Origin of the sequence: Labilibacter marinus, assembly GCF_001659685.2 — a bacterium.
GTDB lineage: Bacteria > Bacteroidota > Bacteroidia > Bacteroidales > Marinilabiliaceae > Saccharicrinis > Saccharicrinis marinus.
Genome location: NZ_LXYE02000020.1, coordinates 256,678 through 283,349, shown reverse-complemented (window position 1 = coordinate 283,349; position 26,672 = coordinate 256,678). Strand labels below are relative to the sequence as shown.

The 26,672-nt window shown below is 34.1% G+C and carries 26 protein-coding genes; 13 read left to right on the top strand and 13 right to left on the bottom strand.

Going from position 1 to position 26,672, the window contains the following annotated elements:
• Window positions 1–5: 5 nt before the first annotated feature.
• Both A8L32_RS10195 and A8L32_RS10190 read right to left on the bottom strand, forming a co-directional pair.
• Entirely contained in the window at window positions 6–1,307 is a 1,302-nt protein-coding gene (locus tag A8L32_RS10195) for a BamA/TamA family outer membrane protein (protein ID WP_143525061.1), read from the bottom strand.
• A gap of 156 nt (window positions 1,308–1,463) precedes the next feature.
• Window positions 1,464–2,129 (bottom strand): CBS domain-containing protein, encoded by a 666-nt coding sequence (locus A8L32_RS10190; protein WP_066630378.1) that lies wholly within the window; start codon window positions 2,127–2,129, stop codon window positions 1,464–1,466.
• Between the two features lie 177 nt (window positions 2,130–2,306).
• Between A8L32_RS10190 and A8L32_RS10185 the strand changes: the two genes are divergently transcribed.
• The 4 genes from A8L32_RS10185 (at window position 2,307) to A8L32_RS10170 (ending at window position 5,156) form a co-directional block, all read left to right on the top strand.
• On the top strand, window positions 2,307–3,023 hold the full coding sequence (locus tag A8L32_RS10185) for a pyridoxine 5'-phosphate synthase (protein WP_066630377.1): 717 nt from the start codon (window positions 2,307–2,309) through the stop codon (window positions 3,021–3,023).
• 77 nt (window positions 3,024–3,100) lie between these two features.
• Window positions 3,101–3,910, top strand: coding sequence for an alpha/beta fold hydrolase (locus A8L32_RS10180; protein ID WP_066630375.1), 810 nt, complete (start codon window positions 3,101–3,103; stop codon window positions 3,908–3,910).
• A 131-nt stretch (window positions 3,911–4,041) separates the two neighbouring features.
• A complete protein-coding gene (locus tag A8L32_RS10175; protein WP_066630373.1) occupies window positions 4,042–4,521 on the top strand; it encodes a TlpA family protein disulfide reductase in 480 nt (159 codons plus the stop codon).
• Window positions 4,522–4,559: 38 nt separating this feature from the next.
• Complete coding sequence (locus tag A8L32_RS10170) at window positions 4,560–5,156, top strand: thioredoxin family protein (RefSeq protein ID WP_066630371.1); 597 nt, start codon at window positions 4,560–4,562, stop codon at window positions 5,154–5,156.
• A gap of 136 nt (window positions 5,157–5,292) precedes the next feature.
• On the opposite strand, the gene A8L32_RS10165 is transcribed toward A8L32_RS10170, so the two are convergent.
• The 5 genes from A8L32_RS10165 to udk all read right to left on the bottom strand — a co-directional run bounded on the left by A8L32_RS10165 (window position 5,293) and on the right by udk (window position 8,509).
• On the bottom strand, window positions 5,293–5,772 hold the full coding sequence (locus A8L32_RS10165) for a hypothetical protein (RefSeq protein ID WP_066630370.1): 480 nt from the start codon (window positions 5,770–5,772) through the stop codon (window positions 5,293–5,295).
• A 70-nt stretch (window positions 5,773–5,842) separates the two neighbouring features.
• Entirely contained in the window at window positions 5,843–6,616 is a 774-nt protein-coding gene (locus A8L32_RS10160; protein ID WP_066630368.1) for a hypothetical protein, read from the bottom strand.
• A gap of 128 nt (window positions 6,617–6,744) precedes the next feature.
• Complete coding sequence (locus A8L32_RS10155; protein WP_066630366.1) at window positions 6,745–7,089, bottom strand: hypothetical protein; 345 nt, start codon at window positions 7,087–7,089, stop codon at window positions 6,745–6,747.
• A gap of 64 nt (window positions 7,090–7,153) precedes the next feature.
• Complete coding sequence (locus A8L32_RS10150; protein ID WP_066630365.1) at window positions 7,154–7,876, bottom strand: 3'-5' exonuclease; 723 nt, start codon at window positions 7,874–7,876, stop codon at window positions 7,154–7,156.
• 18 nt (window positions 7,877–7,894) lie between these two features.
• Window positions 7,895–8,509 (bottom strand): uridine kinase, encoded by a 615-nt coding sequence (gene udk / locus A8L32_RS10145; RefSeq protein WP_066630364.1) that lies wholly within the window; start codon window positions 8,507–8,509, stop codon window positions 7,895–7,897.
• A 97-nt stretch (window positions 8,510–8,606) separates the two neighbouring features.
• Between udk and A8L32_RS10140 the strand changes: the two genes are divergently transcribed.
• From A8L32_RS10140 to A8L32_RS10130, 3 genes are read left to right on the top strand one after another with little or no spacing between them, the layout of a single operon-like run.
• Window positions 8,607–8,906 (top strand): Dabb family protein, encoded by a 300-nt coding sequence (locus tag A8L32_RS10140; RefSeq protein WP_066630362.1) that lies wholly within the window; start codon window positions 8,607–8,609, stop codon window positions 8,904–8,906.
• Window positions 8,907–8,917: 11 nt separating this feature from the next.
• Window positions 8,918–9,580, top strand: coding sequence for a hypothetical protein (locus A8L32_RS10135; RefSeq protein WP_066630360.1), 663 nt, complete (start codon window positions 8,918–8,920; stop codon window positions 9,578–9,580).
• Window positions 9,581–9,604: 24 nt separating this feature from the next.
• Window positions 9,605–10,684: an SGNH/GDSL hydrolase family protein gene (locus A8L32_RS10130; protein WP_066630359.1), complete on the top strand. Its 1,080-nt coding sequence runs from the start codon at window positions 9,605–9,607 to the stop codon at window positions 10,682–10,684.
• Window positions 10,685–10,736: 52 nt separating this feature from the next.
• On the opposite strand, the gene A8L32_RS10125 is transcribed toward A8L32_RS10130, so the two are convergent.
• Genes A8L32_RS10125 through A8L32_RS10110 form a run of 4 tightly spaced genes read right to left on the bottom strand, consistent with a single transcriptional unit; the run spans window position 10,737 to window position 14,157 of the window.
• Window positions 10,737–11,450: a tRNA threonylcarbamoyladenosine dehydratase gene (locus tag A8L32_RS10125; RefSeq protein WP_066630358.1), complete on the bottom strand. Its 714-nt coding sequence runs from the start codon at window positions 11,448–11,450 to the stop codon at window positions 10,737–10,739.
• Window positions 11,447–12,091 (bottom strand): TatD family hydrolase, encoded by a 645-nt coding sequence (locus A8L32_RS10120; protein ID WP_066630357.1) that lies wholly within the window; start codon window positions 12,089–12,091, stop codon window positions 11,447–11,449. Before A8L32_RS10120 ends, A8L32_RS10125 begins: the two co-directional genes overlap by 4 nt.
• A 52-nt stretch (window positions 12,092–12,143) precedes the next feature.
• Entirely contained in the window at window positions 12,144–13,790 is a 1,647-nt protein-coding gene (locus A8L32_RS10115; RefSeq protein WP_066630355.1) for a M56 family metallopeptidase, read from the bottom strand.
• The gene (locus A8L32_RS10110) at window positions 13,783–14,157 is read right to left on the bottom strand and encodes a BlaI/MecI/CopY family transcriptional regulator (protein WP_066630354.1); all 375 of its coding nucleotides are present in this window, start codon (window positions 14,155–14,157) and stop codon (window positions 13,783–13,785) included. Before A8L32_RS10110 ends, A8L32_RS10115 begins: the two co-directional genes overlap by 8 nt.
• Window positions 14,158–14,592: 435 nt before the next feature.
• On the opposite strand from A8L32_RS10110, the gene A8L32_RS23525 reads away from it, so the two are divergent.
• Window positions 14,593–14,739 carry a hypothetical protein gene (locus A8L32_RS23525; RefSeq protein WP_158027222.1) on the top strand — a complete coding sequence of 49 codons (147 nt, stop codon included), beginning with the start codon at window positions 14,593–14,595 and terminating at the stop codon, window positions 14,737–14,739.
• 267 nt (window positions 14,740–15,006) lie between these two features.
• Entirely contained in the window at window positions 15,007–16,335 is a 1,329-nt protein-coding gene (locus A8L32_RS10105) for a sigma-54-dependent transcriptional regulator (RefSeq protein WP_066630353.1), read from the top strand.
• A gap of 22 nt (window positions 16,336–16,357) precedes the next feature.
• Here A8L32_RS10105 and A8L32_RS10100 read toward each other — a convergent pair whose 3' ends face one another.
• Complete coding sequence (locus A8L32_RS10100; protein WP_066630351.1) at window positions 16,358–18,922, bottom strand: hybrid sensor histidine kinase/response regulator; 2,565 nt, start codon at window positions 18,920–18,922, stop codon at window positions 16,358–16,360.
• A 107-nt stretch (window positions 18,923–19,029) separates the two neighbouring features.
• On the opposite strand from A8L32_RS10100, the gene A8L32_RS10095 reads away from it, so the two are divergent.
• Window positions 19,030–19,446 carry a (deoxy)nucleoside triphosphate pyrophosphohydrolase gene (locus tag A8L32_RS10095; RefSeq protein WP_066630350.1) on the top strand — a complete coding sequence of 139 codons (417 nt, stop codon included), beginning with the start codon at window positions 19,030–19,032 and terminating at the stop codon, window positions 19,444–19,446.
• A 52-nt stretch (window positions 19,447–19,498) separates the two neighbouring features.
• Here A8L32_RS10095 and A8L32_RS10090 read toward each other — a convergent pair whose 3' ends face one another.
• Complete coding sequence (locus tag A8L32_RS10090) at window positions 19,499–21,838, bottom strand: TonB-dependent receptor (protein WP_066630349.1); 2,340 nt, start codon at window positions 21,836–21,838, stop codon at window positions 19,499–19,501.
• Window positions 21,839–22,087: 249 nt separating this feature from the next.
• Here A8L32_RS10090 and A8L32_RS10085 point away from each other — a divergent pair, with 249 nt between their 5' ends.
• The 3 genes from A8L32_RS10085 (at window position 22,088) to A8L32_RS10075 (ending at window position 26,283) form a co-directional block, all read left to right on the top strand.
• Window positions 22,088–23,539 (top strand): glycosyltransferase family protein, encoded by a 1,452-nt coding sequence (locus A8L32_RS10085; protein ID WP_066630347.1) that lies wholly within the window; start codon window positions 22,088–22,090, stop codon window positions 23,537–23,539.
• Window positions 23,540–23,619: 80 nt separating this feature from the next.
• On the top strand, window positions 23,620–23,889 hold the full coding sequence (locus A8L32_RS10080) for an acylphosphatase (protein ID WP_066630342.1): 270 nt from the start codon (window positions 23,620–23,622) through the stop codon (window positions 23,887–23,889).
• A 204-nt stretch (window positions 23,890–24,093) separates the two neighbouring features.
• Complete coding sequence (locus A8L32_RS10075; RefSeq protein WP_066630340.1) at window positions 24,094–26,283, top strand: DUF748 domain-containing protein; 2,190 nt, start codon at window positions 24,094–24,096, stop codon at window positions 26,281–26,283.
• The last annotated feature ends 389 nt before the right edge of the window (window positions 26,284–26,672 follow it).

Below are 26,672 nucleotides of genomic sequence, written 5' to 3'. Positions count from 1 at the left end.
TAAACTTACATAGGCATATCTAAATGAATATAAAAACCTCCCAAGCCTTGCTTGTTCACCGAATAATTTACGGATAATACTTTATCGTAATAGGTCACCAAATCAACACCTAATCCAAAACTATACATAAATGTATTACTTAAGTTATTTCCTATTTGTGGCTGTTTATTATATACATATCCTCCATCAACAAATGCTTTTAAATATAGTGCATAATGAAATTTAGAGAATTGATTTAAATTGATAAAGTTTAGATATGCCGTTTTAGTTGGAATTAACTCAAAAGAAACTTTTTGCTTACTATAGCCAAATGTACCTCCTTCAATAACATTGTATTCGTAGCCATTTAAAAAATCCTTAAAACCTAAATCGGATTTAGTCACAAAAGGTCTTTCTTCTGCTGTATTTAAAGTCCCTCCAATATTCCAACCGTAATAAAATCGCCCATTAATATTTCCATATTGCTCAAAACCAAGTTTCACCGAAAAATTAGCATACTCATCGGAAATTACACCCAAACCACTTTGCAATACTGATGCTTGAACTAAATGTCCTTTTAAAGGATATGGCCTATTATCGCGTTTATCGTGATTGTATCGATAACCCAGCGATAAATAAACTAAAGAAGTATTGCCATTCAGTAAATAATTAGGATTTAAACTGGCCAAAGTATCCTTTACGTGGTAGGCATTATAACCAATTGAAAAAGAGTGCCTGTGAACGAAATTACGACGGTAATTTAAAAATAACTTAGCTGACCATCGTTGCTGAATGGCAGCATGCTCGTGTTTAATATTGATAGGTTGATTATTGACAATATTGTAAGAAACCTGATTATTGGTATTGTAGTCCATCACGGTTCCCCAACTCAGCCTATTGTTATAATCTGCTGACCGATAGCTCAGTTCAATTTCATTATTAAAGCCCATCTGTAGCTTTAGCTTAATGAGCTCATTCATTCCTCTAAAGTTTTCCTGTTTTAGGTATAACCCATAATTCACTCTACTCCAATCACCACTTTCAACAAAGGAGCTAAAGTTTCTGTCGCCTTGTTCAAAAATAGGTAGAGCCCACAAATACCAACGTTCGTCCACTTTTACTTCAATGGCAATTTCATGATTGGATAAAAGCCAATAGTTGAGATATACAAAATTAAAGAGAGAGGTGTTTTTTAAATTTTGGCGAGATTTGCCGACCATAGAATACAGCTGGCTGGTAGAAATACCTTGATTTTCCTTGAAAAGAAGCTCGTTTAAAATTATCTTGTCTTTGGTCTTTTCGTTACCTACTATGTATATTTTTTTCACCACAAGGGTATCCTCGGCCTTGGAAAGGTCAATTGCTACGGTTTTATTATTTGCATGCAGGTGCAAGTGGCATATACAAAAACAAAAAAAACAAAACAGCGATAAGTTAACTTTTTTATTTAACCAATTAATATCCAACTACACAGTGTATAATTTCTATACGCTCAAATACCTTATTAAGGCATCATAATTCTTCTTCACAATTTCATCAACACTATCGTTTTCTGAATATGAGGCGGTCACCTTATAATCATATCTATCAAAGGCGCTAAGAACAGGTGATATATCTTCTCTATTAAGCTTAATAGTAATCTTTAATACATCATTAATTACATCCTGACTCATGTAAAAACTCAGTGGTTTGGTGTCGGCATCTTCAATGATTCTAGCTATTTCTGTGAGCGAATAATCGTAAGATGGAACTTCAATCTCCACAATTCCTCCAGGAGTATGCACAGCAATTAAGTCGGCAAAATTCTTTAATAAATCAGCCTGCGTAATCAAGCCAATGTATTCGTTGTTTCTCTGCAATACAGGTATAACAGTTAATTGTAAGCGCGAAACTAGCTCAATGACAGTATAAATATGCTGGTTGTCAAAAACATAAGGCGTAGTAAGAGATAACTCATGATTACCTAATGGTTCCTCAGGTTTATTCAGGTCATAAATATCGGTATCGCTAACTAAACCCAAAAATTGTTTGTTATTCACAATAGGCAAATGAGAGACCCTAAAAACCTCCATCCAATTTAGGGCATCTAAGCCCGTGTCGGAAGTTCTTAAAGAAGGAACTATATCTGATATCAAATCTTTCGCTAACATATAACAGTTTCAAGAAATACTCTTAACTTTGTGCCGAGGAGAGATATTTAATTTTCTCCTTTTTTTATAAGACACAGGATTAAATTTAGTCTCATAAAATGAAACAATCAAATGATTAATTGGTTTATTTCTGAGTTTTAGACTAACTCGCTGTGTATGATGACAAAATAAATTAGAATGACTAAGTTAAGTGTAAATATAAATAAGATAGCCACCCTTCGTAACTCGCGTGGAGGTACAGAACCTAATGTTTTAAAGGCAGCTATTGATGTACAAAATTTTGGTGGCGATGGTGTTACTGTTCATCCTAGACCAGATGAAAGACATATCCGCTATCAGGATGTTTTTGATATTGTGCCCGTTATAAAAACCGAGTTTAATATAGAAGGATATCCATCGAGCGACTTTATCGATTTGGTAAAAAAAGCTCGACCTCATCAAGTTACGCTTGTGCCCGATCCTCCTGAAGCACTGACTTCTAACGCAGGTTGGGACACAATTAAAAACAAATCGTTTTTACAAGATGTAATTGCTGAGTTTAACGAGGCGGGTATTCGTACTTCTATTTTTATTGATACCGATTTAGATAATGTGGCTGCTGCAGCACATACCAATACGGATAGAATAGAGCTTTACACAGAACCATATGCTACTGATTTTGTTAAGGACAGAGATGCAGCAGTTGCTCCTTTTGTGGCAGCTGCAGAGATTGCTAAAAAAGCGGGTTTAAAAATAAACGCAGGTCACGATTTAAGTTTGGAAAACCTGAAGTTCTTTTCACAAAACATTCCGTATTTAGCAGAAGTATCTATTGGTCATGCATTAATTTGCGATGCACTATATATGGGGCTGGAGAAAACAATACAGCTATATAAGCAACAACTAGTTAAATAGTATTATTACTAAAATATATAACGGTTCTTTGTTGCTCCAAGGGGTAATGGAGAACCGTTTTTTTTGAATTTAAGAGCATGAAACTTTTCTATCGTGAGCTAGGACAAGGAGATCAAAATCTCATCATCATACATGGATTATATGGTTCGTCGGATAATTGGCTAAGTATAGCTCGTTTATTAGAGGATAAATTCAAGATATTTATTATCGATCAGCGAAATCATGGTATGTCGCCACATAGCCAGGAGATGAATTACGGTGTAATGGCACAGGATTTAAAAGACTTTATGCAGCAAAAGCAACTAGATAAAGCCATTATTATGGGACACTCTATGGGTGGAAAAACAGCCATGGCTTTTGCACTGCAAAATCCCACATTAGTGGATAAATTGGTGGTATTAGATATTGCTCCTAAATCATATAACAACTTTAGTAATTACGCTCACATTACCAACGACCATCGTACCATTATAGATGCTTTATTGTCGGTTAATCCTTCGGAACATGCTTCCAGAAGTTCGGTTGATAAAATACTGAAAGAGCGTATACCCAATGATATGGTACGTTCTTTTTTACTGAAGAACATTGGTCGCGGTGAAGATAAAAAGCTATTTTGGAAATTAAATTTGAATGCCATCTCTACCCATTTAGATGAATTGATGGATGGTGTTAGCGAATTTGAAGCTAATCCTGAATTTCCTGAAGAAAAAACGGTTATCATGATTCGTGGTGCCAAGTCGCCATATGTGCAAGATGAAGATATGCAACAGATGCGCAAATACTTTCCTTCTGCTCAATTGGCCGATATACCAAACGCAGGCCATTGGTTACATGCTGAACAAACAGAGTTGTTTATTAAAACCCTAAAGTATTTTCTTGAAATATAGTTCAAGCTAAAATCTATTGTAAACAAACTTATTTTTAGAACTACTCCTTATATACAAAATATTTAATAATCAGCAATTTGAACTGATTACTCTACTTATTGTTTCTTTTATAATAATTAAAGACTTTTATTATGAAGAAGCATTATATCTTTTTTCTTTTTATACTCTTTAGCCTTGGTAATATCACATTTGCTCAAGAAGTAAAAGAGCTAAATTTTAAGGAGCTAAAGCCGTATTTAAATAAAAATACTGACACTGTTTATGTAGTAAATTTTTGGGCTACTTGGTGTAAACCATGTATTGAAGAGCTTCCTCACTTTTTACAAACGGCAGAAGAACTAAAACAAGAAAAAGTTAAGTTTTTGTTTGTGAGCCTAGATTTTGCCAGTCATAAAACATCACGCTTAATTCCTTTTATGAAAAAACATCACGTTTATGAAGAGGTGGTGTTATTAAACGATCCTGATGGTAATTCATGGATTGATTTAGTCAATAAAGATTGGAGTGGAGGTATTCCAGCTACCATTATCTACAAAAAAGAGGACAGAGCCTTTCATGAGGGTCAATTATCTTACGATGAACTGTATACCAAAATCCAATCTAAACTATAATCGACAATCATTAACAATCAACATAAAATTTTAGAGACATGAAAAAGCTAATTATTACTGCATTCTCCCTGCTGTTATCATTAAGTGTTTTTTCCAAGGGATATTCGCCAGGAGATAAAGCCATCGATTTTAAATTAAAGAATATTGATGATAAAATTGTTTCATTAAGCAATTATGATCAGGCTAAAGGTTTTATTGTAATATTTACTTGCAATCACTGTCCTTATTCTGTTGCATACGAGGATAGAATTATAGCCTTGGATAAAAAGTATAAAACAAAAGGATACCCTGTTATTGCAATAAGCTCAAACGATGCAGAAGCTTATCCTTCAGATTCTTTTGAAAAAATGAAAGAGCGATCGGCTGAAAAAGGTTTTACGTTTCCTTATTTATATGATGAATCGCAAGAGATAGGTAAAGCTTATGGTGCAACCCGAACTCCACATGCCTTTGTACTACAGAAAAAAGGTAGTGAGCTATTTGTAAGATATATTGGCGCTATTGATGACAACACCCAAAACGCCTCTGCTGTAAAGGAAAAACATATTGAAAATGCTGTTAATAACCTACTAGAAGGCAAAACGGTAAAGGTAGATTTTACTAAAGCAATCGGTTGTAGTATTAAGTGGAAGTAAAAAATAAAATGAAAAACTTGTCTTATTTCAATAGGACAAGTTTTTTTTATAAAGTTAACTTCAACTCTTCAACATCAACAAAAATAGCAAACTAGCATCTTTTTTATAATTTCATATGCTATTCCGCTCTTCAGTTTTAATAATCAGTACTTCTTCTATTTACCATTCTAAGTACAATTGTATTCATTAAAAAACCGATGATGAATCCATAAATTAAATAATACCCTAATTTCAAATCTTCAGCGGAGTATTGATTGGTAATATCTTCGCTCGATTCAAATTGATTATACGAATCAAATATCGTGTTCAACTGAAAAATTCTTAACTGCCAACAAACAATTCCTATAATAAGAATAACTCCAATAGAAACATACTTTTTAACCATCGAATCTGCCTTTGACAATTTAGTTGATATCAGATGTAAAAATGGTAATAGCCCAATTGCTATGCTAAAAATAAAATTTTGTAAAAACTGTCCTCGCATGGTTCGCCAAACAATATCAACGTTATTTAAATCTAATTGTTGAATTGAGATTTTAATAAACTGTGGCCCCGTTATAAACCCTATTAATGCCAGTATTATTGATACTCCAATGTATATGTAAGTATTTTTCATTTTTGCTATCTGTATTCTTTTGTGGTGAATCAAAGAGAACTATTCATCAGGTAAATAGTTATATTCAACTTTAAAGATTATCAATTATTTGATTAATTTCTACACCTAATTTCTCTATTTCAACTGCATATTTATCGGTCTCTTCCGTCAACGCTCTTACTATTAAATCATAGTGTTCTATTCTTAGTTCACAATAATTTAGCAAGATTTTATTTTGTTCTAATAATTCTACTGGAAGGTTTTCAATAGTATTAAGGTTCGTTATTATTGTCCTATTCTCTTCCCATAAAACAATTCCCTTATTTAATTCCTTTATTAATGTTTGTGGCTCTTCATTATCAACAATACTAAAGACTTTCAGCGATTGGTTTTCATTTTTAGAAAATTCTTCAATCCCAGCATCATATACCTTAGCATCAAAATCTTGGTTTGATAAGTCTCCTGAAATAAAAGCAACAAGCATTATTACTGCAAAAACTATAACCATAAAAATTACTCCGATTCCTGCTGCTTTCCATCCACTTTGGAATTTACCCTCAGATTCTTTATGTTCCTTAAGCCATTGCCCTTGAAGTCTTTCTACAATTAGATATATAATCCCTGTGTATATTGCAGGTATTACTACATTAGGGACTTTATCCACAATATGTTCTGGCAAGGAAAATAAACCAGCAAATATCAACAGAGTAGAAAAAATACCTATTAGAAAGGCTTTTTTTCCACTATCCTCCTGACTAAATGATTCATAATTCTTTTTTACTAAATAACCAGCTGCTGCAGGTCCTCCAAAATAAGTTGCAATTGCAATAGATGTTTGAGAATAGAGTTTTTTGGTTTCTTCCATTAGTTATAGTCTTGGTTATAAATTTATTATTGGAGTATAGCCCTAAGATAGCTTATTAAAGAATAAAACTTTAATATCTACTCTAACACTAAATTGATAATTCTTGTAATTTTTAATACTGAGTATATTTACTCTCGACTTGCATTATACAATTCCATCTCCTTTCTTTCGAATGGTGGAAAAGCAATATTGCTTTCCCAATCCTTAGAGATCATAGGGAATTTATCTAATATCTTGATCAATAATTCACTCCAACCTTCAAACTCTTCTGATACAACAACAACCTTATTGTCGGTTTGAATTTCTAAACAAATATCATCCACTACCAAATTATCAATCTTGAATGCTTTTAAAATAATTATTTCATCCCAAAAAACTTTTGTTATTTCATCATAATAGGATACTTGAAGTCCCAAATCTGTGAGTTCAATCTTTGCAAAAGCTTTATTCTTCTTCAGTTTATTCCAAAACATTGGTACCTCCTTTATTTATAATCCTTCAGAATACCATTAACATGACTATAAACTTACTTCACACTTAAATCACCCTTTCAAAATAATCCTCTTCTATCAATGGCTTGCCCATTAACCTTAGTAAAAGCTGTGCAGTGGCTAATACATCTTTTTCGCAGTAAATGGCAATTCGCTCCAGGTCGTTTTCTTTATAGTAAACATCCGCTACCTGACTTCCATCAATATCATCTTTTGGAGAAGGAATATTAAATATTGTAGTTAGTAAATTAAGCGAAGTATAATGTTTATAGTCGCCAAATTTCCATAGGTCAAGCGTATCTAAAAACTTAATTTCCCATGGTTTTTTACCTGCAATATTAAGTGCCTGAGGTAGCTTTAAACCATTAATGAGCATACGCCGTGCGATATATGGAAAGTCGAATTCCTTGGCGTTATGTCCACATAAATTCTTATCAGGACCTTTGCTCATAAAATTCTCCAACATATCTCTGAACTCCATCAAAAGCTGCTTTTCATCATCGTTGGCAAAACTCTTTACCTTAAAATGCATTTCACCTTGTACATGATGAATTACTCCTGCCGAAATACAAACTATTTTGCCAAACTCAGCATAAATGCCTGCTCTTTGGTATATATCCGCAGGCGTTTCTTCATCTTTTAAAAAGTACTGGGCTTTTTTATCCCACAACTTTTGCAAATTCTCATCAACATCGCTGTAACTAGGATGCTGCGGAACTGTTTCAATATCTATAAATAGAATATTCTCAGGATGTAAATTCTCTTGCATAATTTAGTATTTTAAGGTTTAAGCTAATTCCAGATTTTGCTCAATATATTGTTTTAAAAGGTTGATGGCTACTGTGTTATTTCCGCCTTGAGGAACAATAAGGTTGGCATAACGCTTTGTTGGTTCAATAAACTGTAAGTGACTTGGTTTTACTGTTTTTTCGTAACGCTCCAGCACCTGCGAAACATCGCGTCCGCGCTCAATAATATCACGTGAAATTACTCTTGCTAAACGATCGTCGGCATCTGCATCAACAAAAATGCGCAAGTCCATTAAATCCCTCAACTCTTTATTGCCTAATATCAATATCCCTTCTACTATAACCACCTTGGTAGGCTTTACAGGAATGGTTTCTTCTCCTCGTGTACAGGTTAAGTATGAGTAGGTAGGTTGTTGAATGGTTTTACATTCTTTCAGCTGTTTTAGGTGCTCTCTCAACAATTCAAACTCAATACTATTGGGATGATCAAAATTAATTTTCTGCCTCTCCTCCAACGAGATATTTGCATTATCTCTATAATACGAATCCTGCGGAAGTACAGTCACTTCGCCAGGCGGTAACTGCTCAATTATCTTTCTAACTACGGTTGTTTTTCCAGAACCTGTTCCGCCTGCAATACCAATTACTAACATGTGCTTGGGTTTATCTTTTAGTCTTTTTCAATAAACTGTTTAAATCTTATCTTTGTAAAGATAAGCAGAACAAAAGTAAACATTAAATAAAAATACGATGATTAGACACATAGTTTTATTCAAGCTACAGCCATTTGAATCGGAAGTGGCTAAAACTGAAAAACTAAATGAAATTAAAGATGCACTAGATGCCCTTCCTGCCAAAATAAGTGAAATCATATCACTTCAAGTCGGCTTAAATGCAAATCCAGCTGAAGCTTTTGATATTGCTTTAACCGTGGATGTAGATTCTTTAGAAGACTTGGATATTTACGCCAAACACCCAGATCACGTTGCAGTTGGAGGAATTATCCGTCCAATACTTGAATCAAGATCTTGTGTGGATTATATTATTTAAAATGCTGTACAATGAACCAATATCTGATCCTTCTTTTACTTCTTATTTTAGCAAGTTGCTCCAATAAAAAGGATAAAAATAAAAATCATTTTAAAGAGAAGAATATTGACACTGTCGCTAAAATAATTGCATACAATGAAACTAAGACCGTTGAAGAAATAGTTAAATTTATTGACAGTATCTATGTAATTACTAGCATTACTAAGGTTGATACTTTAAAGGATTGGTCAGTTCTAATTGAAGAGGAGTATGATTACAATTCAGACACAGCACTTATATTTCCCGAAATCGGATTTGGTTATGGTCCAAAAGCTTTGAATCTGACAGAGCTAAAATCCTATTTAAAATATTTATCATTTGATTTTCTACTATTTAAAGATTCTATTTCTGCTCAACAGCAATTTAATAGAATATTAAACTCCGAATCTAAACTTAGCGAAAATAGTACCGTCTGGAACAATGACCTTTACTGGAAAGTTTTTTCTAAAGGAGGTTCATCATATATTCTATATGATAAGATGATAATTTACCACGATAGACGATGTAATTACAATGAAAAAATAGAGACTCCTAGAGAAGAGCAATTATTAGATTATTTATTCAATAACCAATTCCCCAATAAACCATATTTTGCCAGAGTCAAATGTGGCTACAGTGGATTAGAAATAAAATAAAAACCAAAAACATACTACCATCAAATGAAAAACATATCCATTTTATTATTACTAATTGCCCTTATTACAGGATGTCAACCGAGTATTGTAAAAGTAGAACCTAGCAATTCAGAACTTAGCTATGTTGGCAGAATTAACTTTGAAAATCCTAATTCTCCAGAATTATACTGGAGTGCATCATCGGTTAGCATGAATTTTAAGGGCTGTTGTATATCGGCTACCTTAACTGACCAAAACGGCGAAAACTATTACAATGTGGTTATTGACGGACAAGCTGAGTACCCTATTAAACTGGATAAGGGTGCAAAAACATATGTATTGGCCGATAGTTTAGATTCGAGTAAAGCGCATAGCATAACACTTGTAAAACGCAACGAATGGCCAACCGGAAGCACTCAGTTCAATGGGTTTATAATAGAAAATGGAAAAGTACTGAAGGCATCGCCTAAAAAGGAAAAATTCATTGAATTCTACGGTAATAGCATTACCGCCGGATATGCCATTGAGGATAACACAGGTGGCGACTCTCCGGATAGTACGTTCACCAATAATTATAAAACCTACGCAGCTTTAACCGCTCGCCATTTTAATGCAGATATACATTGTACGGTGCGTTCTGGAATAGGAATTCAGGTAAGTTGGGATCGCCCTATTATGCCAGAAATATACAACCGTTTAAATCCTCTGGATTCTTTGAGTATTTGGGATTTCTCTCAAAAAATTCCTAACCTAGTAGTTATTAACCTGATGCAAAATGATAGCTGGTTAGTTAAATTGCCCAATAACGATCAGTTCAAATATCGATTTGGAAATGAAGCTCCAAGCCCAGTAAAGATAATTGATGCCTATGCAAAATTTGTATCAAGCATTAGAGAAGTATACCCTAATACGCCAATTGTTTGTGCGTTAGGAAGTATGAGTGCCACTGAAGAAGGTTCACCATGGCCAGGCTATGTGCAGCAAGCTGTTGATTCGCTGGATGACAGTAATATTTATACTCATGTTTTTCCGTATATCAATAAATCAGGGCATCCCAGAGTGGATGATAATAAAAAGATGGCCGCTAGTTTAATTTCGTTTATCGATGAAAATATAAAGTGGTAAATAATTTACAAGGTGGCTATTTATATCATTAAATAGTCACCTCATGAGTACACTAAACCTCGGCTAAATCCCTAATAACCCTACTGGCCACCATACAACCAAAAATAGCTGGCATATAAGAAATTGTGCCGACCGTCGTTTTCTTATTTCTTTCTCCTTCGGTTTTGATAACTGCCTCTTTATTGGCTTCTTCGTAGGAATACACCACAGTAACTCCTTTTCTAATTCCTTCTTTGTATAAGCGCTTACGCACCATGCGAGCTAAGTTACAGTATTTGGATTTGGAGATATCTGTTATTTCTATTGTAGAAGGGTCCATTTTTCCGCCGGCACCCATAGATGAGATAAGTGGTATTTTTCGATGAACAGCCTCTTTAATTAAGGCTACTTTTGGCGCCAGAGTATCAATAGCATCCACCACATAATCAAAGTCATTATCCAATAATTGAGCAAAATCTTCTTCGGCAATAAAATCAGATATCACAGTAAGTTGAATAGCTGCATTAATATCTTTTAATCTAGCCTCCATTACCTCGGCTTTCTCTTTACCATCAGTACTTATTAAAGCAGGCAATTGTCGGTTGCGGTTACTCGCATTTACCGTATCTCCATCTACAATGGTCATTTTACCAATACCAGCACGAGCAATCATTTCGGCTGCATAGGCTCCTACTCCACCTAGTCCAACCACCAATACATTCTTATTTGATAATGCTTCTACTTTCTCATCTCCCAACAGCAGTTCTGTTCTTTCCAACCAATTCATTTACCCAAAAATCTATTAAAATTCATTTCTATTTTATTTTCAAGCCATGCCAAATCTTTATTTAATAGCTTAGCTGCCTCTCGATATACCTCTTGAATAGTGACATCACTATCATCGGTTTCGAACAAAACAAAGTCCATATCAACTTGGTTTAGCAGCTTTTTAAATTTATCCGGATGCTTGATTAAATTTTCTCCAAAAGAAATAAAAATATTTTGAGATGCGAACTGTTGAGCCGTTTCGATTGAACCACTAAACCCATGCACCAACCAAGGCATTTGCGCCCGAGTCTCTTTTTTGATTTCAAGTATTAAATGATGCGTCTTAACGGAATGAATAATACAAGGAAGCTTGTATTGCTCCGAAAGTCTTATTTGGGTTTTAAACACCTCTTTTTGATATTCTAAATCGTCAATGTTTTTATCTAAACCACATTCGCCAATGGCAACAATGTTATTGTTCTTGCATAAAGAATCAATACCGCTTATCCATTCTTCTGTTTTTTCAGGTTTAATATACCAAGGATGTATTCCACAGGAATAGACATACGAGTCATTTAACTGTACTTCTGAAGGGTAACAATTAATGATGGATAAATCGACTCCTTTTGAAGCGCTATGTGTATGAGCATCTATTAACATATTAAACTAGAAAAAGCCCAGCAGATAATCCTCTGCCAGGCTAATATTAATTTTATTCTACATCTGTGTTTATTTGTACTAACCTAATAGGATACTTTTTACGATATACCTTTTGAGCTTGTCCTTCCAGCGTATCAAAATTTTCTCCATTTGCTTTGGCTTCAGCCCTTCTGATATTGTTGATAGAATGAAACACCATATCCGCCACACCAACAAACTCTTCGTACGTTGTACTGTTATCATACTTATACGATAAAACACAATCATTATATTCGTATATATAGTTTGTTAAATCAGCAGCTACATCTGTTGTAGATTTATCTCCTTTTAGATTAATTTTAAAAAGGTTGGCTATTTTATCCTCATCCAACAACATAGCGTTTTTAGGTGGTAGTAACATAAACAAAGCCTTTCCATCTTTAACAAGATATCCAACTTTTAATAGGTTATGATTTCTAAGAGCTTGTCTTACCTGATCCATTTGGCCCATTTTAACCGACTTATCTATATTCAATAAAACAGTCATTTTCTTGCCGTTTCCTTCGTATTCGGAAAGGTCAATTGAAGCAATTAATTCATCTACTTTATCAAAATCGTGCTTTGCATCATTATAATAAAAACCATCCTTACTTAAAGTTAATGTGCATAGGATAAAGTTTTTATCGTACTCCTTAACTTCATTTGCTGTAGGAAGATTTATCGACACAGATTTTAAGGTCGCTGAATTTTCCTTTGTATTATCTGCTGAATCATTAAAGGATTCGGTACAGTTTGCAAAAAATATAAATGCAAACGCTATGATAGGAATAACCAAAACTGCCTTTAGTTTCGCTATTCTTCCTGATTTTATTTTATTCATCATGGCAATTCGTTTTTTAATGGATAATAAATTAAAATTGTTTACCAGCTCAACTGAGCGAATGCTAATTAACTGACTCAGTAATAGAGACTGATAATCGAATAACTCATGCCCTTGGTTAATTACCTGTCTGTCGGCAATATACTCGTGGCATGTTTTAAGCGATTTCTGTATGCGCCATGTAAGCGGATTAAACCATTGGAACATAGTAATGATATGTGCCAAAATTAAATCCACCGAATGTTTGTGCTGCACATGAACTTTTTCATGCGCCAATACCTGCCTAAATTCCTCGGGTTTAAGATTTTCCTCATTAACAAAAATCCATTTTAAAAAGGAAAAGGATGGTGCCTCTTCTTTTATGGATACTACAGAAAAACCATCGCTTACGCTAATATGATTTTTTCTGATATATGTGGATAAATGATAAAGGAGAAATATGAGTCGTAAACTAAAAAATAGCAGGCCTACGATGTATATATAAAATATTAGTTTTATGATGTTTACTGAAGAACTAACAAAGCTTTGACTGAGCATAGCGTTTTGATTTGTATCATTAATAACTGGAGCATCATACTCTGCATCAAAATGATAAACAAAATCCTCATAATAATTTCTAAAGGTTCCAACCGTAGTAAGAGCTTCATTTATGTACTCCGTTTCATTCGCCTCTAGCTGCAAGGGAATTAATGGCATTAGCAGGGCTAAAGCCATTGAAGTCAACAGGTAAATGCGATTAAAGGTAAAATAGGTTTCCTTGCGAAAGAAAATAACATACCCTAAATAAAACAAGGTCAGGCATAAACCCGATTCAAACAAGTACAATAGAAACTTAGCCATTTTTCTTATTTTTAAGTTCTTCGAGCATCTTTATTGCTTCATTAACTTCATCAATTTTTACGTTTTTACTTTCTGAGAAGAAATTGACTACCTGAGAAAGAGAGTTATTAAAGTACCCATTAAGCAGGTTGCTCATTTGGCCCTTCCTGTATTCATCTTTTGATATTAATGGATAATACTCATACGTTCCACCGTACTTATTAAAACCCACAATTTCTTTTTTCACCAACACCCTAACAATAGTTGATACACTATTATACGGAGGTTTAGGTTCTGGAAGTTCTTCTATAATATCTTTAATAAATCCTTTCTCCAGCTTCCAAAGAAGCTTCATTATCTTTTCCTCTGCTTTTGTTAAAGTTACCATTTAATACCATTTTAAAATTAAACTTTGGCATTATACCGATGTGTATTATGTAACCTAAAACCATAAATATATTTAAGGTTTTTTAATTATAACCATCGGAAGAAATACTAAGTCAGTTAATCAGCAATTCAAACGTACAACTTATTTTTAAGTTTGTCAACTTATTCTTACGTTTTATAATTTATTTTTAAGTTTAGACTATTTAAACTAGTGGGTACCCATAGGTAAATTCCACACTTTGTGGCTTCACAGTGTGGAATTATTTCTACACTTTTTATCAATCAATTCTACACTCATCACCAAATAAAAAACATTCGTCAAATATAATTACTGAATATCAGCACATTAGAAAAAATCATGATTTCAAAGCTCATTTATGGCACAATTTTGACATATACAGTTACCGAATAACAACTTTATTAAAATTTTAGATCAATGGATCAGACATTTATAAACAAACTCTCAGCACTTATTATTACATCATTAGTTGTGGTTATAAGTCTTGTGCTATTAAAAACAGCTAGTCTTCCTGATGTAACAGTACCCAATGTAGAAGACCAGGGTTTAGTTATTTACGAGTAAAGAATTTCTCATATCACACAATAGGTATCGGTATCAAACGACACAACACACAACACACACAAAATTAAGCGATACCACTAACTCTAGACTATTATAGTTACCATATATAGTTAAATGTAGTTCTAGGCTAAAGCGGGTCAAAACGTTGACTCGCTTTTTTTATGCCCTAAAGTGAGCTAGTTTAGCATAATTATTTAGGTGATTTTTAATAATATATATCATCAAAAAGATGTTTTATAATTTTAGCCGCTTTTGTAATTTTCGGGAATGACAAAAATTTTAATAGTTGACGACGACACTTCTTTTGGATTAATGATAGAAGGCTTTTTAAAGCGAAAAGGCTTTAAAACAGTTTTCGTGAGCACCTTTAACACCGCCATTGAATCCATTCAAAAGCAATCTTTCGATATAGTTTTAACCGATTACAGGTTAGACACAGGAACTGGACTTGATCTTATTCCTGAAATAAAAAAACAAGACAGCAAAATACCCGTAGTTTTAATCACCGCTTACTCTGATATTCGGGTAGCAGTAAGCGCCATTAAATTGGGTGCTTTTGAATATATTGCCAAACCCGTTAATCCCGACGAGCTTTTACACGTTATCAATAGAGGTGTTGCTAAAGCCTCTGCCGAACCAGACCAGGCTCCTCCTACTCCATCCAGTAATTATATTAAAGGTATTAGTAGGTATGCCGAACAGGTAGACCAACAGATAGAACTTATATCTGCCACTGAATTATCCGTTTTAGTATTAGGAGAAAGTGGTGTAGGTAAAGAGTTTGTTGCACAACGTATTCATGAATTAAGCAAGCATAATACTAAGCCATTTGTGGCGGTGGATTGTGGTGCCCTACATACCGACATTGCATCCAGCGAACTTTTTGGCCATAAAAAAGGATCGTTTACAGGTGCTTTAGAAGATAAAGAAGGCCATTTTGAGGCTGTTAAGGATGGAACCATCTTTTTAGATGAGATAGGAAACCTGAGTTACGATGTTCAGGTTAAACTACTAAGAGCCATTCAGGAGCGTAAAGGTCGTCGTTTAGGAAGCAATGAAGAATATCCTATTAATTGTAGAATAATAGCAGCAACTAACGAGGATTTACGAACCACATCATTTAGTGGTAAGTTTAGAGAAGATCTGTATCATCGCTTAAATGAATTCTCTATTAATATGTTGCCATTGCGCAGTAGAAAGGAAGATATTCCAATTTATGGAAATCGTTTTTTGGCTATGGCATCCACCGAATTTAATAAAACCGATGTGCTGTTAAGCATTGATGTGGAGAGAATATTTTTAAGCTACGATTGGCCAGGAAATCTACGTGAACTTCGTAATGTTATTCGTAGGGCAGTTTTATTGGCTAAAACAAATGAAATAACACTGAACGAACTACCCCCTGAAATTCAGCAGCCAGCTTTATTTGAACAAGCTCCTGTGCAACTGCGAGAAGCCAAAGAGAAATCGGAAAAAGAGATGATTGTTGAAACGCTGGAACAAACCAAATATAATAAAGCTAAAACAGCCCGCATTTTAGGTATAGATAGAAAAACCTTATACAACAAAATATATAAATACGGAATTGACGCCTAAGGTTATTTTTCTAAGGTTTTGCCTAAAGTGAAACCTTAGAAAAATCCATTAATTCTTCTCTAACCCTTCCCCAAAGACTTACAAATGCTTGCTTTGTTTGCACAAGATCATTTACAGGTGGTTTGCTTAATTTAGATTTTTCTAGTTCTACCAATAACAACACTCCTTGTTCTATTTTAAACTGGCGAAATCCCGTTAACAACTTATGTGCTCGTTCCGAAACTACCTGGTATGGACTGGCTTTTTCAAGCGCCTCATTCATGTCTAGAATACCTTGATCGGTATTGGTAATAAAGGTTTGAATAACAGAATTCAGAAACTCATCATCGTCTCCTGTAAAGGATTTTACTTCATCTAAACTAAATAGCTGATTATTATCCTCTTTCATTTCAGCGGTCAGTTCTTTTGACAACTCTTCTACCACCTCAACTTTTTCTTCTACCTTGATATTAAATATCTGCGCTAATTTTGTCATAATCTTCTTCTGGGTAAAAGGCTTTGACATCACCCATACATTATCTGCTTTATTGGCTTCTTTTAATTCAGAATTTACCATATCGGCCGTTAAAAAGAGCACTGGAGTAGTCAGCTTTTTATTCTCTCTGATAACCTTTAATAGTTGCAAACCATCTACCTTTGGCATGTGTAAATCAATCATAAATAAATCGTAATTTACTTGATTGATGGCCTGTATAGCAGGCTCTGGAGTTGAGATAACATCCAGCCTCTCTACTTTTTTATGAAGAATACTATCTATCAACTGGCAAATCATTTCATCATCATCAACTGCCATTACCTTTTTATCCTTGAATAAAAACTTTTCGCTACTAGTTTTATTGGCTGCAGTCATAACCCCTTTTACATAAGGAATATCAAAAGTAAAAACACTCCCCTCGTTCGGTTTACTTTCAACACTAATACCTCCACCCATGGCTTCGATAATTTGACGGCTGATAGACAAGCCTAAACCCGTACCAGCATACTTACGCGAAAGACTAATATTTACCTGGTTAAAAATTTTAAAAATGGTTTTCTGTTTATCGCGAGGAATACCAATACCCGTATCTTTTACGCTAAAAATAAGCTTATCCTTTTGTAACTTCAGCTCATAAAAAACCTCTCCTTCGTGCGTGAATTTTAATGCATTACCTATTAAATTAATGAGCACTTGCTTCAATCTCAGTGTATCCGATTCAAAAGCCTCTATATTAGAATCTACCTGATGAGTAAGCTTAATACCATTTTGTTCTGCCTTTAAAACAAATAATTGATGCAGCTCATCCATAAAAGATGTTGCAACAATATTATCCTTATAAAAAGCAATATTACCCGACTCCAGTACCGAAGTATCTAATACGTTATTTATCAATCCATTTAAATGCTCTGCAGACAGTAAAATTCTTTCAGAAACCTGCAACTGTTCTTTGCTTTTTAGCATTTCAGAAAGTTGTTCGGAAAAACCTATGATAGATGTTAATGGTGTGCGTATTTCGTGGCTCATATGTGCCACAAACTGTTCCTTTACTTTAAGTAATTTATCCACCCTATCTTTCGCTCTAATTATGTCATTCTTCAGCTTGGTACTTTTAGCAATATCTCTACTAATCCAAAAAATAAAGATTAACATTAATAATACAGCAGTAGCCACCAACAGTAGAATTCTATCCACCATATCACTACGTAAAACCTCTAATTCTTTTCGTTTAGCCTCGTTTCTTTTAATGGTGGTTTTATGCAGGTTGCTAACAATAGTTTTAATTTGATCGGTCAGTTGCCTATCCAACTGTATAAGTTCATTCTCGTGTCGCTGTACCTTAATGTTTATACGCTTTTCTTGTTTTTCGGCATACTGAATTCTGCTTTTAATTTCTTCAATATTTTCGTTGGGCCTAATTTCTCGCATCACAGTAGAATCTACTTTTCTACTCACCACAGCCTCTAGTTCAACAGCTGGTTCATTCTCTTTTTTACTACTTCCAAACAAATCGCCCATTCGTCTAAAAAACCCTTTCTTTTCGGGCTGTTTATTAGGCTGAATGAATATTACCGTGTCTTCTAATATTACATCTTGCTGCGCCGAATCTACTTTTAAACTGGAATAGGTGTATTGCGTTACTTCATAATTTAAAGAATCGGGAATTGATGAAATGATATTTTGGGTCGTCTCCGTGTTTAATTTTTTAAGATTTACACGTACCAACTGATCCATTAATTCCTTTTTTTGCAGATACAGCCTTTCTATTTCATCAATACCTCCTTGCGAAACGTTATCTGGAAATAGAAGGTGTAAATAATTGATAACCGACAAAACCGAATCGTGATGCTGTTGGTATTCTTCTCTATACTCACTATCACCAGTAATGCTATAAACCCTACTTACCCCCTCTGTTTCAATAATTTCGAATATTAACTGATTGAGATAAGTAAACTCGTGCTCATGCCCGTAATCTTCATTTTGAACACGAACAATAGATATAACGGAAAAATATGTAATGGAAAATATGACTACAGCAATGGCAATTATAATAGAAAAGCCAACTGCTACCTTGGTTTGGATCCACTTTTCGGGAACTACTTTTTTTGACATTATTTAGGCGTTGATTTTAGCCCCACAATTTACTTTATTTTTAGCTTTATGGCAATTTTGGGAGTTACTCATTAGCCAATCAATATTAAACATTGTTTTTACCTCATATGATTTCAAATAATAAAACGATAGATGTAGTTTGTGCCATTATTAAGCACCAAAACAAAATTCTTGTAGCAAAGCGAAGTAAAAATATGCCGCACGCTGGTTTTTGGGAGTTTCCTGGAGGAAAAATAGAACCTAACGAAACCGCTCAACAAAGCTTAATCAGAGAAATTAAAGAAGAGTTGGGCTGTCAAATTGATATAGTAAAACCACTTCCCCTTTTTCCTTATCAATACCCTGATAAAGAAGTAGTCCTTCACCCTTTTATTTGCCACTTAAAGAACAGTCTGCCGCGCGTTATAGAACATGAAGAAATTGAATGGTTTAAACTGGAGGAAATAAATGATTTACAATGGCTTCCTGCTGATATTCCTATTAAGGATTATGTTTTAAAAAATAATTCCATTGAAACAGTATAGTCAGAGTGTGATACTAACAAAATATCAATACTCACACCCTGAACTCTTATCATTAAAAATAAATTCGGTACATAAAATTAGGCAACATTGATAGCTGAGTAGAATACTCAATTTCTTGATTATAATCGTTGTAATACTCGCTTATTCGTGCCTGATTGTTAGTTAGATTCACTACATCTAAAAAGAATTCGTGAGCCACTTTTTTACGATTAATTTTATAGGTCATAGTTAAGTTACACTGAAAAATATGATCTAACCTATCATCAAAAGCTTGGTCGTACATCCATACTTCTGCATCCTGAGCTATAGTTGCCTCTCTATCCAAGGGAACATATCTTCTACCGCCGTTCCAAAATAATTTACCATTGACACCTAGCGTATTGTTTTTGCCATTTTTACCTACTTTAAATTCCTTGCCTCCCAGCACGTTGATGGCATAATTACCATTAAAACGTGTATTTCGTTTTACACCTTCTAAAGATTGATAGGTAGAGTTATACAAAGAAGACGTCAGCATAAAATAATAGCTATCATTAAAGTAACGCTCTAAAGTAAGCTCAATTCCATAATTCTGTCCAGTTCCTTTATTTACCAAAGCCTTATCTACATAACCATGGTTTAAGTTGATCAGCGAAAAATAGCTGGTATCCACATTTTCTACAGGAATATCGTATAAGTGCTGATAATAAACTTCGAGCTTGGCATTTAAATTATTACTTAAGCGGTGCTCATAACCCAACACAAAATGATTCGATTTAGACAATTCAAGATTTTTATTGGGCGTACTTGTGCTTCCATCCTCTTCGGTAACAATGGCATGATATGCCGTAATACTCTCCAATTTACTATGCATGCCTGCTCCAAAATTAAAACTCTGTTTTGGTGAAAACTGCCATTTTAAAGCCATACGAGGTTCTAGGGCATCAGCATTATTCAATAAAAAGTTAGAATAGTGTAAACCTGTAACCATAGTTAATTCAGTATTTAAACGGTATTTCCAACTGGCATAACTCTGTACAAATCCTTCGTTTTCTTTAAAATTTAACAATCTTTCCCATCGCTCATCTTCGCTATTCCAATCATTATCACGCATGTCATAAAAAAACTGCGAATAATTAAGTCCCGCACTTAAGGTACTTTTTGCACTAAACTTGTTGTTATATTTTATACTTCCATAAACAGTCGATTTATCCCAGGTTCCTTCATAGTCCTTCCTGAAACTTCCATTCTCAAGCTCACTTCCAGAGTATTCACTTCCATTGGCAGAAACCGCTAACGACGATTTTAGGTAAGATGAAGCACCTAAAGAAATCATATGGTTTACTCCCATTACACCCATATACGATTTATACTTTCCTTTATTCCTGATCACCTCTTCATTATCCTCTTCATGCTCTTCAATGGAGCTATTGCCTCCCAGTCCAAAAAGACAAAACGAACCTGCTTTTTTAGTGGGCAGACATAGCTTAAACGAAGCGTCTTGATACTTCGGAATACCATCAAAATCAACCAAACCAAGATTACTTAACAAGCTTAGTGAAGAGTATCTATAATTTACCAGATAAGATCCACCGTATCCTTTTTTAATGGGACCTTCGGTGGTAATATCTGTTCCTAATACACCAAAACCAAAGATATTTTCACGCTTTTCGTTATTACCAGTACGTAGTTTAATATCAAAAACACCTGACATGGCATTACCATATTCAGGGGCAAAAGCGCCTGTAAAAAAGTCGGAATTAGCCAGCATAGAACTATTTAAAGCATTGATAGGACCACCTGTTGTTCCTTCATCCGAAAAGTGATTGGGGTTGGGAATAGGCACTCCCTCCATCTGCCACAGCAAACCCGTTGGCGAATTACCTCGGATAATAATATCGTTATTACCAGACGGATCGTTAGTTACCCCAGCAAATGAACTTACCATTCGTGAAGGATCACTTAACGAACCAGCGTAACGTTCCGATTCCTCCACTGTAAATGACTGTGCACTTATCAATGCCATCTGATTAATGGTTTCGCCCTTTTTTTTGCTGCCATTTACAACAATCTCGTTCAGGCTATGTAAGGATTCCTTCAATTCTAAGTTTAAAACAACTTCTTTACCCGAAGTCAAGGTTAAGTTAGATACGATTCTATCTTCATAACCCATAAAGGATATATGCAAATTAACTCTACCTACGGGTATCTTTTCTAATCTAAAAGTTCCGTCTAGTCCTGTAATCGTTCCTTGAATTGGATGACTTCCTTGTATTACTATGGCTGCTCCTATCAAAGGCATTTTATTATCTGCATCTACTATTTTTCCGCGAATAGTTTGGGACAATTCTTGCGCATTAAATGATACGCTAAGGCATAACAATCCCATGATAAGAATGATGGATTTTCTCATTTTACTAATTATTAATTCATTAAAAGGTATGATGGTTATTACACTCGGTTTAAACCAGACAACTGTTTATTGAGCATTGAAAAGAAAATTGCGCGCATTAATTTTAGTTTCAATTTATAATAAGGACAACAGCCTCTTTAAATAGTTGCATGCTAACGCAAAAAAATCTACAATATACTCGTACGGGTATTAAATGACTACTTATATTATTATTTTTACAACATTAATAACAACCTTTTTACTACCCATATGCAATTAATAATTCAGTATAAAAAGCTATTCTTTATTGTTGTATTTTTAATATACCTGCTTTTCTCTTATAAGAATGACGGCTACTATAATCCGGATGAACATTTTCAAATAATTGAGTTTGCTAATTATAAAATGGGTAATACTCCTTTAGAAAATTTAGCATGGGAATATGAAGCTAGAATTCGTCCAACATTGCAATCGACCATTTGTATGGGCATTTTTACTACATTAAATAGTTTACATATTTCAGCCCCATTTAGTCAGTCATTTATTCTACGTGTAATTTCTGCTCTAGCGTGTTTGCTTGTATTGATATATTTCTCGAAAGCTGCATCTCAATTTATAAAGCAAAAAGAGAACGAAGCATTATTTTATATTCTAACTTACTTATTCTTCTTTATACCCATTATAGGCGTTCGATTTACCTCTGAAAATTGGTCAGGTTTAAGCTTTCTTTTGGCTTTATCATTATTACTTAAAAACAAAAGTCCCTGGCTTATTGGATTAGTTTTAGGAATTAGTTTTCTGTTTAGATTTCAGATTGCGTTTGCAATTGCCGGGCTTATTGGATGGATTTTTTTTAACAAAAAAAGTATGTTAAGCTATACCATAAAAGTCATTTCTTCTATTATTGGAATTGTATTAGTTGGAACTTTAATAGACTCATGGTTTTACGGAGAATTTGTATTTACTCCCTGGCAATACTTTTATGCCAATATTATTGAAGATGTTGCTTCATCGTTCGGGGTAAGTCCTTGGTATTATTACATTGTATTAATATTTCCAATTACCATACTGACTATTTATGTACTTATTAAACAGCCAAGTAATATATTTATTTGGTGTATTATTCCATTTATCTTAGGTCATTCAGTTGTAGCACACAAAGAATTACGTTTCTTATTTCCATTAGCATACCTAATACCCATTACGATAATAATTGCATATGAGGATATTACTAAACAGCTCAATGAAAAAAGCATGCGTATAATCAACTTCTTGGTTTATGCTTGCCTAATCTTTAACATTATTCTTTTAATTGGGCATGCCAACAAAAGTGCAGGTAGAGGCTGGAATGAAATTCCCAAGTTTATTTCTAAAAATTATACAGATAAACAAGTAAACCTGATTTATACACGAGAAGGAAATAACTACAGAAGCATTAGAGGCTTATTTCCCGATTTTTATTACGACCGCACTAATATTGACGGGTATTATCTATTAAACTTAAATAATTTTCAAGATTCTTTAATTGAACCTAATAAAACCAACCTCCTATTAATCGAGAAATCAGAACTAAAACAAAAAGAAAACCAACATCTGTTAGAATATCATTCCTTTGAATTGGTAAAAACAAACGTACCAAACTGGTTAGAAACTGCTTTTAAGAATTTTCTTCCGCCTTTAGATGATAAAGTAAAAATGCTCTATATACAGAGAAAGAAATAATTCAATTCATTGGAAAATTATATACTAATTCCTTTTATTATTCTAGGTTTGCGCGTAAATTGTATAAAAACAAACTTAAGATGAGAAGGGTTAGAATGATTATCTGCGGAAGAGTTCAGGGAGTTGGATATAGATATTACGTTCAGGAAAAAGCCAAACAAAATGGCATTAAAGGCTACGTGCGTAATTTACCTGGTGGAGAGGTGGAAGTGGATGCAGAAGGAGATCGTAATGAGTTATCTACCTTTATTTTACAATGCAAAGAAGGCCCTCATTTATCTGAAATAAACAATTGCTACATCCATGATATTCCTTTATATGGTTTTGAGCATTTTTATATAAAACATTAATCCATAAAGGAGAACAGAGAAGGAAAAGTGGAGAAAGAGATCAGAAAGATCATTAGTTTATTAGATTGTTAAATTTAATTACGTGCTCGCTTGAGTAATCGATTATCTGTGTTGGTTTTGCAAATTTGTAATTCTTGTTGTTTCATGCATTCAACCTATTTATTGTACATTTGTTCTTAAACAAAACTATAAACAACTAACTCAATGGCAAAAGTTAAAAAAAGATACCTTATTTTAGGTGGTATCACTTTAGTTCTATTTGTAACACTATTCTTTCTTTCTACTCTTGTAAAAAACTATCTGGTTAATAATAGTCAGGAACTTATCGGACGAAATTTAACCCTGGAAGAGCTCCATATTAATTACTTTAAAGTGCAGGTTTCAGCCAAAAACTTTACGCTATACGAGGAAAACAAAAAAGATACCTTCGTTTATTTTAATGAGTTATTGGTGAATTACGATCCATGGAAAATGCTAACCAACGAATATGCCGTTTCGCAAATACGATTGGTAAATCCCTTTGTGCATATCATTCAAAATGGAGAGGTATTTAACTTTGATAGCATGATTCCTCCTGCAGATACTAGTGCAGTTATTCAGGATAGTACGGAGGTGGAAAGTGATGTTAAGTTCTCTATCCGTAATATTGAGTTGGTTAAAGGTGAGTTTCTATATTATGACCAACAAATTGATAATTTATTAGATTTTGATAATCTGAATTTAAAGCTACCCTTAATAGCATGGAATAGCAAGAATAGTAAGATGGGTGTTGAATTCTCGATTGGTGAGCAAGGTATTGTAAATATAGATGCAGATATTGACCAACAAACTCAGGCCTATCAAATAAATTTTGGAACCCAAGATATACAGCTTAATGATTTTACTAATTATTTAAAAGACTACGTTTATATATCTGAATTAAAGGGTTTTTTACAATCTAATATTCAAATAAATGGAAGTATTAATAAAGTAGATAGTATTGTTGTTTCTGGTTTGGTTCAGGTAGATAGTTTAGCCATAATCGATAATAAAAAGGAGCTGCTTGTTTCAGCCAATTCTGTGAGCACAAACATGGATGCTATTAATCTGGATAAAATGCGTTTTACCATTGATAAGGTGCAAGTAGATCAACCTTATATATCGGCTGCTTTAAATAAAGAAATGAGTAATTGGGAGTACTTTTTATCACCCACATTGGCTGATACACTGGAAACTGAAACTGCGGATTCTTTAGGTGTTGAAACAGAAGAAGCGAGTAGCCTGTATTATCGTGTAGATACCATTGTAGTAAATGACGGTCATTTGTTATTTGCCGACAACACTTTAAATCGTCCGTTTAGCTACAACATTAAAAACATTAACGTTGCCATGTATCAGATGGAAGAACAAAATGATTCTATCCCCATTGAGTTTAGCATGGATTTTAATAACGATGGCAAGTATAGCGGAAAAACTAAGTTTAGCATAGCCAATCCGCATAAATTGTTTTACGATGCTAAAATAAATGATTTAGATTTACATAGCTTTTCGCCTTATACAGAATATTACTTGGGTTACCCTATTATTTCGGGTATGTTTAATTACGATTGTTTGGTTGAGATGTCGCCAACCAGCTTAGAGAACAACAACCATTTAATAGTTCGTGAACCTGAGTTTGGTAAAAACTCCAAAGATACAACCGCTTATAAAGTACCACTTAAATTAGCCTTGTATTTAATTAAAGATGCCGACGACAATGTAGAGTTTGAGTTGCCAGTTACCGGAAATCCTTCGGAACCTGGTTTTAGATTAGGGCCTTTGGTTTGGAAGACTTTTGGTAAGTTTTTGGCTAAAACAGCCACACAACCATTTGCTTCTTTGGCTAAATTGGTTGGTACTCACCCTGAAGAACTGGAGCACATTGACTTTGAATATACCCAGGATTCTTTGATGGTAGAGCAACGCAAGGTATTAGATAAAGTGGCTCATATCCTTACTAAAAAAGAAGACCTCGTATTTAGTTTCCGCCAAGAGTCAGCAGTTGAAGAAGAAATGAAGCTAATGGCGGAAAAATCGGTGAAGCAACTTTACATTTCCGAAAAAACGCCTGCCGATATTGAAACATGGAAAGATGTTAAAGATGCCGATGAGAAGTTTGTGAAGTTCATCAATAAACTATCGCCAGAAACGCTTGAGTTAAGCCCTGAACAAAGGTATATAGCCATAACTGGTGAGGATACTATTGAAAAGCAATTTAAAGCCATGTATGAGCAGCGAAACAAACTGTTGTACGATTACCTTACCATCACCAAAGAATGCAAAGAAAGCTCCATTAAAACGCTGAATGTGGATTTTGATAATATGCCCCAAGACCTGAAAAAACCTGGTTTTAGAGTGGAGGTTTCTATTCAATAAAGGGTGGTGAAAAGGTTGAAGGGTTTAAAGGTAAGATGGTTTATCCGGCTACTGACGGAAGAACGGGAAAAAGGAGAAGGCAGAACGTAAAAGGGAAATTTACAGCTTATATAGCTCTTAGACAGGATGAACAAGATTTACATGATTTTTAATACTATAACTAGCGCGAGTTTGTAACTTAAATCCGTGCAATAAGCACTTTGTAAAACTAATAAATTGTTAGTTAAAATATATAATTGTTCAACATTGGGGTGGCTCCGCTTGCTGAGGAGCTCCTTCTTTTTGTAAGCAGGCCGACTCACTTTGCAAATTATTAACTCCCTTTGCAAACTAAAGCACAATAATGCCCTCATTTTTTATAATTTTACGATTTCAAAGCAAATAATATA

What these genes read in the sequence shown, in the direction of transcription:
- A8L32_RS10190 (WP_066630378.1), bottom strand. Translation starts at nt 2,129, where the DNA reads ATGTTAGCGAAAGATTTGATATCAGATATAGTTCCTTCTTTAAGAACT.
- A8L32_RS10185 (WP_066630377.1), top strand. Translation starts at nt 2,307, where the DNA reads ATGACTAAGTTAAGTGTAAATATAAATAAGATAGCCACCCTTCGTAAC.
- A8L32_RS10180 (WP_066630375.1), top strand. Translation starts at nt 3,101, where the DNA reads ATGAAACTTTTCTATCGTGAGCTAGGACAAGGAGATCAAAATCTCATC.
- A8L32_RS10175 (WP_066630373.1), top strand. Translation starts at nt 4,042, where the DNA reads ATGAAGAAGCATTATATCTTTTTTCTTTTTATACTCTTTAGCCTTGGT.
- A8L32_RS10170 (WP_066630371.1), top strand. Translation starts at nt 4,560, where the DNA reads ATGAAAAAGCTAATTATTACTGCATTCTCCCTGCTGTTATCATTAAGT.
- A8L32_RS10165 (WP_066630370.1), bottom strand. Translation starts at nt 5,772, where the DNA reads ATGAAAAATACTTACATATACATTGGAGTATCAATAATACTGGCATTA.
- A8L32_RS10160 (WP_066630368.1), bottom strand. Translation starts at nt 6,616, where the DNA reads ATGGAAGAAACCAAAAAACTCTATTCTCAAACATCTATTGCAATTGCA.
- A8L32_RS10155 (WP_066630366.1), bottom strand. Translation starts at nt 7,089, where the DNA reads ATGTTTTGGAATAAACTGAAGAAGAATAAAGCTTTTGCAAAGATTGAA.
- A8L32_RS10150 (WP_066630365.1), bottom strand. Translation starts at nt 7,876, where the DNA reads ATGCAAGAGAATTTACATCCTGAGAATATTCTATTTATAGATATTGAA.
- udk (WP_066630364.1), bottom strand. Translation starts at nt 8,509, where the DNA reads ATGTTAGTAATTGGTATTGCAGGCGGAACAGGTTCTGGAAAAACAACC.
- A8L32_RS10140 (WP_066630362.1), top strand. Translation starts at nt 8,607, where the DNA reads ATGATTAGACACATAGTTTTATTCAAGCTACAGCCATTTGAATCGGAA.
- A8L32_RS10135 (WP_066630360.1), top strand. Translation starts at nt 8,918, where the DNA reads ATGAACCAATATCTGATCCTTCTTTTACTTCTTATTTTAGCAAGTTGC.
- A8L32_RS10130 (WP_066630359.1), top strand. Translation starts at nt 9,605, where the DNA reads ATGAAAAACATATCCATTTTATTATTACTAATTGCCCTTATTACAGGA.
- A8L32_RS10125 (WP_066630358.1), bottom strand. Translation starts at nt 11,450, where the DNA reads ATGAATTGGTTGGAAAGAACAGAACTGCTGTTGGGAGATGAGAAAGTA.
- A8L32_RS10120 (WP_066630357.1), bottom strand. Translation starts at nt 12,091, where the DNA reads ATGTTAATAGATGCTCATACACATAGCGCTTCAAAAGGAGTCGATTTA.
- A8L32_RS10115 (WP_066630355.1), bottom strand. Translation starts at nt 13,790, where the DNA reads ATGGCTAAGTTTCTATTGTACTTGTTTGAATCGGGTTTATGCCTGACC.
- A8L32_RS10110 (WP_066630354.1), bottom strand. Translation starts at nt 14,157, where the DNA reads ATGGTAACTTTAACAAAAGCAGAGGAAAAGATAATGAAGCTTCTTTGG.
- A8L32_RS23525 (WP_158027222.1), top strand. Translation starts at nt 14,593, where the DNA reads ATGGATCAGACATTTATAAACAAACTCTCAGCACTTATTATTACATCA.
- A8L32_RS10105 (WP_066630353.1), top strand. Translation starts at nt 15,007, where the DNA reads ATGACAAAAATTTTAATAGTTGACGACGACACTTCTTTTGGATTAATG.
- A8L32_RS10100 (WP_066630351.1), bottom strand. Translation starts at nt 18,922, where the DNA reads ATGTCAAAAAAAGTAGTTCCCGAAAAGTGGATCCAAACCAAGGTAGCA.
- A8L32_RS10095 (WP_066630350.1), top strand. Translation starts at nt 19,030, where the DNA reads ATGATTTCAAATAATAAAACGATAGATGTAGTTTGTGCCATTATTAAG.
- A8L32_RS10090 (WP_066630349.1), bottom strand. Translation starts at nt 21,838, where the DNA reads ATGAGAAAATCCATCATTCTTATCATGGGATTGTTATGCCTTAGCGTA.
- A8L32_RS10085 (WP_066630347.1), top strand. Translation starts at nt 22,088, where the DNA reads ATGCAATTAATAATTCAGTATAAAAAGCTATTCTTTATTGTTGTATTT.
- A8L32_RS10080 (WP_066630342.1), top strand. Translation starts at nt 23,620, where the DNA reads ATGAGAAGGGTTAGAATGATTATCTGCGGAAGAGTTCAGGGAGTTGGA.
- A8L32_RS10075 (WP_066630340.1), top strand. Translation starts at nt 24,094, where the DNA reads ATGGCAAAAGTTAAAAAAAGATACCTTATTTTAGGTGGTATCACTTTA.